The sequence below is a fragment of the Mesorhizobium huakuii genome, from assembly GCF_014189455.1.
GTDB classification, from domain to species: domain Bacteria; phylum Pseudomonadota; class Alphaproteobacteria; order Rhizobiales; family Rhizobiaceae; genus Mesorhizobium; species Mesorhizobium huakuii_A.
Genome location: NZ_CP050296.1, coordinates 1,270,191 through 1,282,695, shown reverse-complemented (window position 1 = coordinate 1,282,695; position 12,505 = coordinate 1,270,191). Strand labels below are relative to the sequence as shown.

Sequence of the window (12,505 nt, the reverse complement as noted above, 5' to 3'; positions counted from 1 at the left end):
GATCAGGCCATTTGTTCAAGATGATTTAGAAAATAAATCCGCCGCGGCTGAAAAATAGATCGCTGGGGATGTTCAAATAATTCTGCTATGGTTCGGCATATTTCTAAAAATTCTTGAGAGCGCGCTGGGGTGTTTTCCCAGTGCTCATATTTTATTTCCCCCGGAATAAGGACAGAACCATGGTTTCCACAAGAAGCTCAAGGGCGAAGACCGTCGCGGTCAATCCGGTCATCAAGCCAATCGCCATACACGCCATTGCCGTTGGCCCCAACGGCCAGCCGATGATCGTCAAGTCGGCACGGCTGACCATCAGAAGCGATGAGGCGGCAAGGCGCACGATCTCCGACACCGATGGCACGGTGAGGCGGGCCAGGCAGGTTGCCGAGACCAACCGCCTGATCTGATCGCTTTGACGGCGACGGAAAGGGTGCGAAACCACGCCGAGACTTGAACCTGCCGCGCCAATGGCCTAGATCGCGGCAGGCGGACAAACACGGCAGGTTTCCCATTAACAGAGATCAGAGACGAGCGGCGGGTGCGGGAGCCAGGTCTGGCGCGGGCGGACAGCCGCCGCTGGGCCTCGACCAATACGTGCAACAGGCGCTGCAACTGCATCAGGCCGGGCGCCGGCAAGAGGCCGAGACAATCTACCGGCAAGTCCTGGCGCGTCAGCCCAAACACGCGGCGGCTGCGCATTTCCTGGGACTGCTGCTGCACCAGACCGGGCGCAGCGAAGAGGGGCTCGATCTCCTTGAACAATCGGTGAGCCTGCAGCCGACAAGTGCCGATTTCCTCAACAATTTTGGCACGGTGATGCGCGACCTCGGCCGTATCGACGCGGCAATCGACTTCTTCCGTGGCGCGGTGGATCTGCGGCCGGAGCAACTCGCGGCGCGCGACAATCTCGGCTCGTCGCTGAAGCAGCTCGGCCGGTTTGAGGAGGCCGAAGAGATTTATCGCGGCACGGTCGCACGCAATCCCTTCCATGTGCGCGCCCGCATCGGACTTGCCGAAACCCTGCAGGAAGCCGGACGCTTGGACGAGGCGCTGGCGGTTTTTCGCGAAGCGCTGACCATCCGCCCCAAGGATGCCGACCTGCTGCACGGGCTCGGCGTCGGGCTGATGGAAAAGGGCAAGCTCGACGAGGCCGCCGACCTGTTCAGGCAAGCGCTGGCAATCAACCCCGGCATGGCCACCGCCTGGCTGATGCTGACGCAGGTCAAGCGCCAGAAGGAGCGCGATGCCGAATTGGCCGGCATGGAAGCCCAGCACGCCAAGGCACCGCAGGACAGCCTCGCACGCATGCAACTGTCCTTCGGCCTCGGCAAGGCCAATGACGATTTGAAGGACTACAACAGGGCCTTCGACTATTTCGCCGAAGGCAATGCCATTCGCCGCAAGGGCATCAACTATGATCCCGTCAGGACGCGCGCGGAATTCGAGGCGATGAAGACGGTGTTCGATGCCGGCTTCTTCGAGAAGCACAGGCCGAGCCCGATCACCGATGACGCGCCGATCTTTATCGTCGGCATGCCGCGTTCGGGCACGACGCTGGTCGAGCAGATCATCGCCAGCCATCCCAAGGTCTATGGCGCCGGCGAGCTCAGCATCCTGAAGAAGTCGGTCGGCAAGCAGTTCCCGGCCAACATGCCGGGCGGCTTTCCCTGGGGCGTATCGGATACGGACGATGCGGATTTCGCCGAGGCAGGCCAGGCCTATCTCGACATGCTGCATGCCCGCTATCCGCATATCAGCCATGTCACCGACAAGATGCCGGGCAACTTCCTGCTTATCGGCTTCATCCACATGATGATGCCGAAGGCCAGGATCATCCACTGTGCCCGCGATGCGGTGGCAACCTGCCTGTCGATCTACAAGGTGCATTTCCGCGGCGACAGCCACCGCTATGGCTACGACCTCGGCGAGCTCGCCGACTTCCACAATCTCTACACCGACATCATGGCGCATTGGCACAAGGTGCTGCCCGGCGTCGTGCACGATGTGCGCTATGAGGATTTCGTCGCCGATCAGGAAGGGCAAAGCCGGGCGCTCATCGACTATCTCGGCCTGCCATGGGACGATGCCGTGCTGTCGTTCCACGAGACCGATCGTCCGGTGCGCACGGCGTCCGCCGCCCAAGTGCGCCAGCCGATGTATCAAGGCTCTGTCGATTTGTGGAAGCGCTATGGAGACCGGCTGAAGCCGCTGCTTGACAAACTGGACTGAAGAGCCAGGCAGATGTGCCGCGATTAATCAGGACGATGTTTGGTTGAAGTCGTTGTCCTGATCTCCTTGGGCAACATGCATTAGCTGGCCTGCGGCTTCTGCTCATAGCGCAGGAAGACATTGCCGTTGCCGAAGGCTTGCGACCGCGCCAGCGCCACGTTGAGCCGATTGCCGATGCCTTCGAACATAGTCCTGCCGGCGCCAAGCATGACCGGGACGATGACGAACTGATATTCGTCGATCAAATTCTCCTCGGCCAATTGAGCGACGAGATTGCCACTACCCAGGATCGTCATATGGTTGCCCGGTTGCTGCTTCAGGTGCCGAAGCTTCGCGGCCGGCCCGCTTTTGACCAACTCGGTGTTGTTCCAACTCGCCGTGTCGAGCGTGCGGGAGAACACGACCTTCGGCATGGCGTTCATGCGTTCGGCCACCACCGGTGCGATTTGGGCCGCCATCGGCGTCGGCCAGAACTGGATCATCAGGTCATAAGTAACGCGGCCCAGCACCAGCATGCCACCGCCCTTGGCATTGTCGGCGACGAACGCGTTCCATTCCGGATCCTGGCTGTGCGCCCAGTCCATGGCGCCGCGCCCGTCGGTAAAATAGCCGTCGAGCGAGATGCTGTTGAATACGATCAGCTTGCGCATAAGTCGGTCCTATTTTGAGAGATGGAAACGAGGTTTCGCGCCCTGCTGTCGGCATGCGGCAGCTGGCGATCGGTCGGGATGTTACGGCCTACAGTTCTATGAACGGCTGGAAGCCGCCGAAGATCATGCGCTTCATATCGAAGGGCATGGGCCCCAAATCGGGTGTCAAACGCGGGTCGGCCATCACCTTGGCCATCACCGTGTCGCGGCTTTGCCTGGATTCATAGACCGCCCAGGCGAAGACGACGATCTCGTCGTCTTTTGCCTGAACGGCACGCGGAAACGAGGTCAGCTCGCCATAGGGCACGTCGTCGCCGATACATTCGACATAGGCGAGCGCGCCGTGTTCCATCCATACGGGGCCTGCGAGGTTGGCCAGCTTCTTGTAGTCGTCGAGTTTGGCCTTTGGCACGGCAAGCACGAAACCATCGACATAGGACATGGGGTTCTCCTTGGTTGGTGCGGGCGCCGGGTCGGCGGGGAGACGACCCGGCGCGGTGAGCGCGTCAGCCGTGGCGGGCGACGCCTGCTCGCCAGGGAATCTACTTGACCGGCGCGTTCATCGCCCAGGCGACGCCGAACGGATCGTTCAGCTGGCCCCAGCGGTCGCCCCAGAACATCACCTGCAGCGGCGTGACCACTTCGCAGCCGGCATCGACGGCGCGCTGCCACCAGCTGTCGATGTCGCCGTCGTCGAGATGGAGCTGCAGCGTGTAACCTTGCGCCGCCTTATGCGGATGGCCGTGTTCGGGAAAGGCATCGCCCAGCATCAGCGTCGAGCCGTTGACGTGGAGATGGATGTGCATGGTGCGGCCTTTTTCGTCTGCCGGATAGGCAAAGACCTGCTCGGCGCCGAAGGCCTTCTTGTAGAATTCGGCAGCCTTGAAGGCGCCGTCAACCTGCAGATAAGGGGTCAATCCGCCGAGCACTTCTGCCCTGGGCTGAACGGGGGTCTGGTCAGTCATGTCTTGCTCCTCTTTGCGTCTGGTTTGGGCGTTTGCTTGGCCTTGCGAGCCACAGGACGAACGAGGTGCCGGCAATCCTACATGGCCCGCGAAATTTTTTTTTGGCGGCCGGCTAGGGACAGGCCGTGCAAGCGGTGGTTTGAACGGAAGGCGTGAAACGAACTTGCGTCGGCGGCCCCCAATCAGAGCGCAATTCTCGCGACCCGCGGGCTAGAACAGATGGATCACGCGCCGCTTGCTCAACTCCTGGGACGACAATGATCCTCTACTATCAGACCCACTCACCTTTCGCGCGCAAGGCGCTCGTCTTCGCGCATGAGGCCGGCATTGCCGATCGGCTCGAGGTCATTCACCACGAGACCAGCCCGACCTTGCGCAACGCTCGCGTCTACGCCGAAAACCCGCTTGGCAAGGTGCCGGTGCTGCTGCGGCCGGGCGCATCGGCGCTCTTCGATTCCGACGTCATCTGCGCCTATCTCGACACGCTGCATGACGGCCGCAAGCTTTTGCCGCAAGACGGCGAGGCGCGCTGGCAGGCATTGCGGCTGCAGGCGGTCGCTCAAGGGCTGGCGCAGGCGGGCATCGCCTTGCGCTGGGAGACGGAAAGGAGACCCGAGCCGCTGCGCTATGGCGCTCTGGCGCAGGGATACCGGGACAAGATCGAGGCGAGCTACGACTGGATCGAAAGCACCCTGGACGACGACGCGCCGCTCCATGTCGGCCATATTGCGATCGCCACCACGCTGTCCTGGATGGCGTTCCGCCAGCTTCCCTCGTTTCGCGCGCGGGCGCGGCTGACGCGCTGGTTCGAGGCTTTCGAAAAGCGTGCGTCGATGCGGGCGACGCCGCTTTCGGGCGATACACATGATTGACTGGCGGCCGCCATCAATGGTGCGGCTCCCGGCTGCATCAGTCAGGGAGCCCTGCGGATCCGCGGGCTGTTTTGCGCATCGATGACGATTTCCGGCCAGCCGATATCCTTGCGCAGTTCGATCGGCAGGGACAGCAGCTCGCGCTCGCCGCGATGGCGGGCGCGCGTCTGTGCGTAGCGGCTGGCGACGCGACCCAGGGATGACAGAATGGACATGATGCTTTCTCCTCAGATGAAGCCGGCATCATTGTGTCGGCATCCCAAGGACGCCGCAGGTCCAGGCGATCCGACAGAGCGCTGAAAATATTTCAGAGGACCGAGGCGGCCAGCGCGGTGTCGTAATACTCCACCATCTCGATGACCTTGCCGTCGCGCAGCGTCCAGAAATCGGCGGTACGCATGACCAGCTCCTGGCCGGTGGTTCTGCGCGTCAGATGGATTTCGACCTGCGCCGCAACCTTGTCGCCACCGTCGATGATGTCCACCGGAACGAAGCTGCGGTACTCGAAATCACTGTCCAGCGCCATGAGGCGGGCAAGGAATTGCTGTTTGCCGTTGCCTGCCGCGATATAGGGTGCCTCCGGTTCGGCGACCCAGCGGAAGACGACATCGTCGGAACAGTGGGCCAGCGCGCCCACGATGTCGCGTTTTGCATAGGCATCATAAACGTTCTTGACGACGTCCACCCCACGCATGACCGGTTCCTCCCTCGGTGTGCGAAATCTCAGGATGCGCCTTTTTCAATCTGCCGGAAAGTACGGGCCGGCATTCGAGGGTTGCCGGCCAGGCAGAGGCATGGTTTCCTTCACCCACCCGCTTCAGCCACCTCGCGGAAAAAGTCCTCGGGGTCTTCGACCTCGATCAGCTTCCGCCTCTCGATCAGCCAGAAGCGGTTGCCGATGGCGCGGATGAAGGAGCGGTCGTGCGAGGCGAGCACGCAGCTTGTCTGGTGCTTGAGCAATTCCTCCTCCAGCGCTTCCTGGCCGTCGATGTCGAGATGGTTGGTCGGCTCGTCGAGCAGGTAGAAGTTGGGGTTGGCGAGCCGCAGCGCCAGCATCATCAGGCGCGCCTTCTGGCCGCCGGACAGCACGCCGATCTTTTTCTCCTGCATCTCAATGACCACGCCGGCGCCGGCAAGCAGCGAGCGGGCGCGCTGCTCGCCGACATCGTAGCGGCGCGACACCATCGCCAGCGGCGTGTCGTCGCCGCTAATGCCCGACAGCGCCTGGTCGCTGTAGCCAAGCACCGTCGACGGCGTCACCTTCACATTCGCGACCGTGTCGGGCTCGATGATGGCGTTGCGGATCAAGGTGACGAAGCGCGACTTGCCGACGCCATTGCGGCCAAGCAGCACGATGCGGTCGCCCTGGCAGATGTGGCGCTTGCCCGTCTTGAACAGCAGCGTGCCGTCAGGCGTTTCCACAGCCGCGTCGTCGAGCGTGATCAGCACCTTGGCATGCGTGCCGCGATTGGCCAGCCTTATCGCACCGGCCGATTTCTCGCGGTGCGCCGATACCGCCGCGTCTTCCAGCTTCTCCGCACGGTCCCTAAGCTGCTTGGTTTTCACCGTCAGCAGATCGCTGCCGGAATTGATGCCGATGTTGTTGAGCTTGGCGGCCTGCTTTCGCAGTTGCTGGGCGACCTTCATGTCGCGCTCGAATTTTCGTGCCATCGAGGCATCGACCTCATCAAGCGCCTGCCTGGCGCGGGAGTAGGGCAGCGCAAATACCGGCGATTGTTCCGGGCGCAGGAACAGGGTGCGGTTGGTGGCGGCATCGAGGAAGGCGCGGTCATGGCTGGCGATGACGACGGGCACTTCGCGCGGCAGCGCGTTCAGCCAGCCTTCCAGCTGGCTGATGCGGGCGAGATCGAGATGGTTGGTCGGCTCGTCGAGCAGCAGCACGTCGGGATCGGTGACCCAGACGCGGGCGATCAGCGCCAGCCTTTGCCAGCCGCCACTCAGCGCCTGCATTGGCCGTTCGCGCATTGCCTCGGGCACGTCGAGCGAGTCGAGAACGACGTCGACGCGCCACATCTCGCTTTCGGCCTGCTCGGGCGGCAAGGCATCGGCCACAACCTGGTGGAAGGTGCGGCCGAGCAGGGGAGGCGCAACGGACTGTTCGACATGGCCGACGCGCAGGCCGCGCGTGCGGGTGATGTCGCCGAAGGTCGGCTCCATCTCGCCGGTCAGGCATTTGAGCAAGGTCGACTTGCGCGGCCATTGGCGGCGACGATGCCGAGCCGGTCGCCGCTGCCGATGGTGAGGTCGAGGTTTGCGAAAAGCGGCGCACTCATGGTGACGCCGAGGTTCTTGAGGCTGATCAGGGCCATTGGATTTCTCTGGTCTTGCCGGAGACAACTCCGGATGCACTTTGACGGTGCGCGTGCTGGCCATCAGGCTCTGCGTTGCGGCACCACGAAGGGCAGACCAAAAAATCGAAGCGGGAAAAAACCCGGACCGTCCCTGGTCAGCCCTGCAAGCGAACTCGCAGGGCAGAAATCGGGCCACGCTGACGATGGTGACGATGAAACGTAAACACGTGAGCCCTCCTTTCGAGACAAGACGTTGAGTGTGCGAAGCGATTACACCAAAGGCGGGGGTGAAGGCAAGTGGAGCGCAGTTTCCTTCTCCCCTTGTGGGAGAAGGTGGCCTCGCGAAGCGAGGTCGGATGAGGGGTGTTCCAGGAAACACCAACGTCTCACTCCGCTGGAACACCCCTCATCCGTCTCGGCGCTGCGCGCCGATCCACCTTCTCCCACAAGGGGAGAAGGGAAAAAGCGCTACTTCCCCGGCCGCCCGGTCTTGCCCGGCCGGCGCTTCTCTCTGCGCGTATCGCCTGGGTCCTCGTAAGAGCCGATGCCGGCGCGCTGGCGGACGATTGGTTTGTCGTCGCGATCCTTCGCGCCTGCCCCGCCGGGCATCTCCCCCCACTTGGGGGAGATCGGCTGAGGCTTCGCCGGCAGTTTTCCCTCGACCGGCTTTTCCGTCCGCCGCACCGTCATCTCGTCGAGCGAGTTCTTCTTGAACAGCGGTTTGGTGGCGTCGCCCGGAATGCCGAAGTCGGAGCCGTGCGCTTCCTCTGCCGACTGCTTCTTGAACAGCGAGCGCGATACGGCACCCGCCGGCGTCGGCATGTCGGTGCCGGGGCCCATGTCGTCGATCGACGGCTTGCGGAAGAGGTTGGGCCGGGCAGCCCTGGCGGCCTCTTCGGCGGCGCGTACTTCGTCGAGCTTGCGGAAACGTTCCTGTTCCTCGACCGTGCGGTGCTTGGCCACGCCCTTGTTGTGCTTCCCCTTTTCGCGGCCCGAGACCGGGCTTTCCATATCGGCATATTTGGCCAGAGGGTCTTCGGATATGGACAGTTCCATCTCGCGCAAACGCTTGATCTCGTCGCGGATGCGGGCCGCCTTCTCGAAATCGAGATTGGCGGCGGCGTCGCGCATCTGTTTCTCCATGGCGTCGAGATGCGCCTTGAGGTTGTTGCCCATCATGGCGCCGGCGCTGTCGGTGAACTGCGAGATGTCGGCGCGGACGTGGTCCTTCTCGTAGACCGAGTCGAGAATGTCGGAGATGCGCGACTTGACCGATTCCGGCGTGATGCCGTTGGCCGCGTTCCATTCCATCTGCTTTTCGCGGCGGCGGTTGGTCTCGGCCATCGCCCGTTCCATCGAGCCGGTGACCTGGTCGGCGTAGAGGATGACCTTGCCGTCGACGTTGCGGGCGGCGCGGCCGATGGTCTGGATCAGCGACGTCTCGGAACGCAAAAAACCTTCCTTGTCGGCGTCGAGAATGGCGACGAAGCCGCATTCGGGAATGTCGAGGCCTTCGCGCAGAAGGTTGATGCCGACCAGCACGTCGAAAGCGCCGAGGCGCAGATCGCGCAGGATCTCGATGCGCTCCAGCGTGTCGATGTCGGAATGCATGTAGCGCACGCGCACGCCCTGTTCGTGCAGATATTCGGTCAAATCCTCGGCCATGCGCTTGGTCAGCACGGTGACCAGCGTGCGGTAGCCTGCCTTGGTGGTCTCGCGGATCTCGCCGACGACATCGTCGACCTGGCTCTTCGCCGGGCGCACCTCGACCGGCGGGTCGATCAGCCCGGTCGGGCGGATGACCTGCTCGGCGAAGACGCCGCCGGCCTGTTCCATCTCCCAGCCGCCAGGGGTCGCCGAAACGGCGACGGAAAGCGGACGCATGGCGTCCCATTCCTCGAAGCGCAGCGGCCGGTTGTCCATGCAGGAGGGCAGGCGGAATCCGTATTCGGCCAGCGTCGCCTTGCGCCTGAAGTCGCCGCGATACATGCCGCCGATCTGCGGTACGGTGACATGGCTTTCGTCGATGAAGACCAGCGCATTGTCGGGAATGTATTCGAACAAGGTCGGCGGCGGATCGCCCGGCTGACGGCCGGTGAGATAGCGCGAATAGTTTTCGATGCCGGCGCAAGAGCCGGTGGCCTCCAGCATTTCGAGGTCGAAGCGGGTGCGCTGTTCCAGCCGCTGCGCCTCCAGCAGGCGGCCGGCGCGCTCCAGCTCGACCAGCCGCTGCTTGAGCTCTTCCTTGATCGACTTGATCGCCTGGTTGAGCGTCGGGCGCGGCGTCACATAGTGCGAGTTGGCGTAGATCTTGACGCTTTTCAGCTCCCCGGTCTTCTGGCCGGTCAGCGGATCGAACTCGGTGATCTGCTCGATCTCGTCGCCGAACATCGAGATGCGCCAGGCACGATCCTCAAGGTGGGCCGGGAAGATCTCGATCGTGTCGCCGCGCACGCGGAACGAGCCGCGGACGAAATTGATGTCCTGCCGCTTGTACTGCTGGGCGACGAGGTCAGCTAGCAGAGCCCGCTGGTCGAGCCGGTCGCCAATCTGCATCTGGAAGGTCATCGCCGTATAGGTCTCGACCGAGCCGATACCGTAGATGCAGGACACCGAGGCGACGATGATGACGTCGTCGCGCTCGAGCAGCGAGCGCGTCGCCGAGTGGCGCATGCGGTCGATCTGCTCGTTGATCGAGGATTCCTTCTCGATGAAAGTGTCGGTGCGCGGGACGTAGGCTTCCGGCTGGTAATAATCGTAATAGGAGACGAAATACTCCACCGCATTGTCGGGGAAGAATTTCTTGAACTCGGAATAGAGCTGCGCTGCCAGCGTCTTGTTGGGCGCCAGGATCAGGGCAGGGCGCTGGGTCTCCTCGATCACCTTGGCCATGGTGAAGGTTTTGCCCGAGCCGGTGACGCCGAGCAGCACCTGGGTGCGGTCGCTGTTGTCGACACCTTCGACAAGGTCCTTGATGGCGGTCGGCTGGTCCCCGGCCGGCTCGAAGTCCGACACCATCTTGATGGCGATGCCGCCTTCGGATTTTTCCGGCCGGGCAGGGCGGTGCGGCGTCCACAGCACGCCGTCCTTGTGCAGCGGATTGCCGGATTCGATCAGCGCCGACAGAGCGGCGACCGTCGCGGTGACGCCGCTCGACGTCATCGTCTCGGCCTCTTCCAGCGAGATGTCGAGGCCGGCGACCGGGTTAAGGCCGGCTGCCGTGCGTTCGCGCGCCGTGGCCGCGCCGCCCATCGAGGTGCCGCGCGCCGTGCGTCCAGGCGCGGACGAACGCTCAGGAATCTTCTTCGACGGCTTTGGCGCTTTGCCGCCGTCGCCCTTGCCGGTCTGGCGCCCTTCGCGCTCCGCCTCCTGTTCGATCTGCTCGGCCCAGTCGGCGATCGAGCCGGTCAGCGGCGTGCCCGACAGTTCGGGCTGCGGCATCTCGGCGAAGCCGCCTCTGTGCAGCGGCTCCGAGGCGTCGAGGAAATCGGTCAGCGGGCTGCGCCGCTTCGGCGCGGCGCGGTCGTCATCCGCCGTCGGCGGCGTTCTTTTATCGGGGGATTTGGCCATGTCCCGAATATGGTGGGTCTTGGCGAAAATGGAAAGGGCGGGATGCGGCGAGGCGCATGCCCGGATGCGGCTCCTGACAGAAGGCTGTCAGGAGGAGGCAGGTGCCGAAGGGCGCCTGCCTGTCGCGGTCAGGCGCCGCGGGCGTTGTCCGTCGCCACCTGTGTCGGCGATCCGTTCAGGCGCGGCACCACGACGAGACGTGTGACCTTGCCCTTCTTGAAGGCGGCGAGGAAGCGGGCATAGTCCCGGAAGACGACGCAGCCATTGGACTCGGCGCGGCCGCCGCGCAGCATGTAGGTGTGGGCGAGCAGGCCGTTGCGGTTGTATTTGTTGCCGCCACCGACCGGGGTCAGGCGCAGCGCCTCGACGCCATGGAAGCGGGATTCACGCAGCGACAGATTGTAGGTGTTGGGCGGCGTCGGGCCACGATCCTTGACGTGGACATAGCGCGGCTGGTCGACCATGGCGCCGAGACCGGAATGCGCCTCGAGCCGCTGGCCATCCGGCATGTAGACGGTCTTGGCGCTGATGTCATAGACGGCGACGCCGTGACCGGCTCCGCTGCCGCCGCCCGGCCCGTTGAAAAGGTTCCTGAACGCCTGACCGAGGCCGCCCGAAGGCGTGTCCGGCTTGGCATAGGCGAGCACATCGCCGCCCTCGCCAGACCGGCCGGTCCGGGCCGGCCTTGTCGGCTGCTGTGCCTGCTGGACCGGCTTCGCCTGCGGCGCCGGCTTCTGCTGCGCGATCTTGGGCGGAGCAACCTTGGGCTGCGGCGCGGGTCTGTCCTGCTCCACGGCCTTGGGCTGCGGCGTGTCGTACTGCGGGCGTCGGCTCGGCAGCGGCACGTCGTCGGTCAGCGCATCCGGCAGCGAGGCGGCGTCGCCAGGCTGCTGCTGCTGGGTCTCGACTGGCGCAACCGCAACATCGGCCGAGGATTCAGTCATCGGCAGCGGCGAGGCGAATGCCTCGTCATCGACCGGCATCGACTCGACGAGCGCCAGCGCCAGCTGTGCGTTGTCGGGTGTTTGCGACTGGGCAAAGCCCGTCGGCGCCGGCGCGGTCTGCACGACAACGGAACCGGTGTCGGCACGGGCGAAGCGTTCCGCCGCAGGAGCCGGCATGTCATCCGACAGGCTGGCCATAACCTGGGCCGACGGCACCAGCGACGCCTCGATAATCTGCGGCGCGGCCTTGGAAATCACCGGGCGGGCGTCGGCCGTGGCAACAGGCTTGCCGGCGCCGGCAAAGGCGGCGGCGAGCTTGGTCGGCGACAGCGACGCTTCCATGCGTTCGAAGCGCTCCTGCGCCTTCGACTTCAGGATTGGCTGCTCCGGCTTTGCCTGCGCCACGAGGCGCGCGGATTTCTCCGCCAGCGGGCTCACACGGGCCAGCTTGAAGCAGCTGGCGCCGCATTGCACGGCGTGGTCGTGCAGGGCCTGCGCGCCGCCATGGGCATTGGCCAGCACGAACGGCGCCGAAGATCTGAGGAAATGCTGCTTCAGCGGATCGGCCATCGCCAGCGAGCCCGGCATGGCCAGCGTCTGCGGCAGGCCGCCGCCCGACGTCGCCGAAAGCGAGGCGCCGACGGAACTGAGGCCGGCCATGGTGCCGATCAGCCACAGGCCGACGGCGGCGCTGGCACCGGGCACCGCGACCCAGCGGACGATCCGTTTCGGGTTGAAGGAAGGGGCACGCTGCGCATCGACGAACTCGCCGCCCTCGCGCTGGCCCCAGATTATTTTGTGTTTACTCGACAACGCCATGCAACCAATCTTGCTCCAATCGGTTTTCCCCGTACGTGGCCTTGTCAGCCGCGACGACCATTCTGTGAGTGATCCCAGGTGGTCCCCGACGCGTTTGCCGCGCCTGTCGTTGGTTGCCGATTGCTTCAAAATATGGACAAAGTTGGT

Annotated in this window: 10 protein-coding genes and 1 pseudogene; 3 read left to right on the top strand and 8 right to left on the bottom strand. The window is 64.0% G+C overall.

Features of this window, described 5'->3' with window-relative positions; all coding sequences use genetic code 11:
- The first annotated feature begins 179 nt into the window (after nt 1-179).
- On the top strand, nt 180-404 hold the full coding sequence (locus tag HB778_RS06380) for a hypothetical protein (protein WP_183462416.1): 225 nt from the start codon (nt 180-182) through the stop codon (nt 402-404).
- 187 nt (nt 405-591) lie between these two features.
- On the top strand, nt 592-2,226 hold the full coding sequence (locus HB778_RS06375) for a tetratricopeptide repeat-containing sulfotransferase family protein (RefSeq protein WP_183462414.1): 1,635 nt from the start codon (nt 592-594) through the stop codon (nt 2,224-2,226).
- A gap of 80 nt (nt 2,227-2,306) precedes the next feature.
- Here HB778_RS06375 and HB778_RS06370 read toward each other — a convergent pair whose 3' ends face one another.
- The 3 genes from HB778_RS06370 to HB778_RS06360 form a co-directional block, all read right to left on the bottom strand.
- Complete coding sequence (locus HB778_RS06370; RefSeq protein WP_183462412.1) at nt 2,307-2,876, bottom strand: dihydrofolate reductase family protein; 570 nt, start codon at nt 2,874-2,876, stop codon at nt 2,307-2,309.
- An 88-nt stretch (nt 2,877-2,964) separates the two neighbouring features.
- Complete coding sequence (locus HB778_RS06365) at nt 2,965-3,318, bottom strand: DUF1428 domain-containing protein (protein ID WP_183462410.1); 354 nt, start codon at nt 3,316-3,318, stop codon at nt 2,965-2,967.
- 100 nt (nt 3,319-3,418) lie between these two features.
- Nucleotides 3,419-3,841, bottom strand: coding sequence for a VOC family protein (locus HB778_RS06360; RefSeq protein WP_183462408.1), 423 nt, complete (start codon nt 3,839-3,841; stop codon nt 3,419-3,421).
- Between the two features lie 257 nt (nt 3,842-4,098).
- Between HB778_RS06360 and HB778_RS06355 the strand changes: the two genes are divergently transcribed.
- Nucleotides 4,099-4,713 (top strand): glutathione S-transferase family protein, encoded by a 615-nt coding sequence (locus HB778_RS06355; protein WP_183462406.1) that lies wholly within the window; start codon nt 4,099-4,101, stop codon nt 4,711-4,713.
- A 41-nt stretch (nt 4,714-4,754) separates the two neighbouring features.
- Here HB778_RS06355 and HB778_RS06350 read toward each other — a convergent pair whose 3' ends face one another.
- The 5 genes and pseudogenes from HB778_RS06350 to HB778_RS06330 form a co-directional block, all read right to left on the bottom strand.
- Nucleotides 4,755-4,928, bottom strand: coding sequence for a hypothetical protein (locus tag HB778_RS06350; RefSeq protein WP_183462404.1), 174 nt, complete (start codon nt 4,926-4,928; stop codon nt 4,755-4,757).
- 92 nt (nt 4,929-5,020) lie between these two features.
- Nucleotides 5,021-5,407 carry a nuclear transport factor 2 family protein gene (locus HB778_RS06345; protein ID WP_183462402.1) on the bottom strand — a complete coding sequence of 129 codons (387 nt, stop codon included), beginning with the start codon at nt 5,405-5,407 and terminating at the stop codon, nt 5,021-5,023.
- A 110-nt stretch (nt 5,408-5,517) separates the two neighbouring features.
- A pseudogene (locus HB778_RS06340) lies at nt 5,518-7,043 on the bottom strand (ABC-F family ATP-binding cassette domain-containing protein).
- Between the two features lie 450 nt (nt 7,044-7,493).
- Entirely contained in the window at nt 7,494-10,595 is a 3,102-nt protein-coding gene (uvrB, locus tag HB778_RS06335; protein ID WP_183462400.1) for an excinuclease ABC subunit UvrB, read from the bottom strand.
- 128 nt (nt 10,596-10,723) lie between these two features.
- On the bottom strand, nt 10,724-12,358 hold the full coding sequence (locus HB778_RS06330; RefSeq protein WP_183462398.1) for a DUF2778 domain-containing protein: 1,635 nt from the start codon (nt 12,356-12,358) through the stop codon (nt 10,724-10,726).
- Nucleotides 12,359-12,505: the final 147 nt, after the last annotated feature.

What these genes read in the sequence shown, in the direction of transcription:
- HB778_RS06345 (WP_183462402.1), bottom strand. Translation starts at nt 5,407, where the DNA reads ATGCGTGGGGTGGACGTCGTCAAGAACGTTTATGATGCCTATGCAAAA.
- HB778_RS06380 (WP_183462416.1), top strand. Translation starts at nt 180, where the DNA reads ATGGTTTCCACAAGAAGCTCAAGGGCGAAGACCGTCGCGGTCAATCCG.
- uvrB (WP_183462400.1), bottom strand. Translation starts at nt 10,595, where the DNA reads ATGGCCAAATCCCCCGATAAAAGAACGCCGCCGACGGCGGATGACGAC.
- HB778_RS06350 (WP_183462404.1), bottom strand. Translation starts at nt 4,928, where the DNA reads ATGTCCATTCTGTCATCCCTGGGTCGCGTCGCCAGCCGCTACGCACAG.
- HB778_RS06330 (WP_183462398.1), bottom strand. Translation starts at nt 12,358, where the DNA reads ATGGCGTTGTCGAGTAAACACAAAATAATCTGGGGCCAGCGCGAGGGC.
- HB778_RS06355 (WP_183462406.1), top strand. Translation starts at nt 4,099, where the DNA reads ATGATCCTCTACTATCAGACCCACTCACCTTTCGCGCGCAAGGCGCTC.
- HB778_RS06370 (WP_183462412.1), bottom strand. Translation starts at nt 2,876, where the DNA reads ATGCGCAAGCTGATCGTATTCAACAGCATCTCGCTCGACGGCTATTTT.
- HB778_RS06360 (WP_183462408.1), bottom strand. Translation starts at nt 3,841, where the DNA reads ATGACTGACCAGACCCCCGTTCAGCCCAGGGCAGAAGTGCTCGGCGGA.
- HB778_RS06365 (WP_183462410.1), bottom strand. Translation starts at nt 3,318, where the DNA reads ATGTCCTATGTCGATGGTTTCGTGCTTGCCGTGCCAAAGGCCAAACTC.